Source organism: Protaetiibacter mangrovi (assembly GCF_024752305.1).
GTDB classification, from domain to species: domain Bacteria; phylum Actinomycetota; class Actinomycetes; order Actinomycetales; family Microbacteriaceae; genus Homoserinibacter; species Homoserinibacter mangrovi.
This window is the reverse complement of the sequence record NZ_JANTHX010000012.1, coordinates 1-543: the sequence shown is the minus strand read 5'-3', so window position 1 is coordinate 543 and position 543 is coordinate 1. Positions and strand designations below refer to the sequence as shown.

The following is a 543-nucleotide window of genomic DNA, read 5'->3' as shown; positions in this document are numbered from 1 at the left end:
GCGAGCACGAGCGCCGCCCAGCCGACGGCGACGAACTCCAGCCACCCCAGCGCGTAGCCGAGGGCCAGGGCCGCGGGGATCGTGACGACGATCACCCAGCCGAGCGGGGTGACGACGCTGCTCAGCCGGCGACCCGCCCGGGCCAGCCCGCGCCCGATCGCCCGCGAACCGCGCACCACCCCGACGACCGCGTCCGCGAGCACGCCCGTGCGCGCGCCGACGATCCGGGCTCGCGTGGTGCCGAGTCCGGTGGCGTCGGTGGGGGTGGTCGTGTCCCGGCTCGCTCCGGTCGACCGGGGTCGGCTCACACGGCCTGCCGATCGCTCGGCGGCGGGGTCTCGAGCAGCAGCTGCGCGATGATGCTCGACGGCGTCACCCCGTCGAACTCCGCCTCGGGGTCGAGCACCAGCCGGTGCGCGAGCACGGGCTCGGCAAGCGACTTGATGTCGTCCGGCACCACGTAGTGGCGCCCGCTCGCGGCGGCGAGGGTCTTCGCGGCGCGCACGAGCGCGAGGGCGCCGCGCACGCTCACGCCGAGACGCA

Annotated in this window: 1 protein-coding gene and 1 pseudogene; both read right to left on the bottom strand. The window is 76.4% G+C overall.

Annotated elements, in window-relative coordinates:
- Window positions 1-308, bottom strand: a pseudogene (locus NUH29_RS14490) (DUF58 domain-containing protein); the annotation flags it as partial.
- Window positions 305-543 (bottom strand): AAA family ATPase (locus NUH29_RS14485; protein WP_373317473.1); only part of this gene is annotated, 239 nt, incomplete at its 5' end. The pseudogene NUH29_RS14490 and the gene NUH29_RS14485, both read right to left, overlap by 4 nt.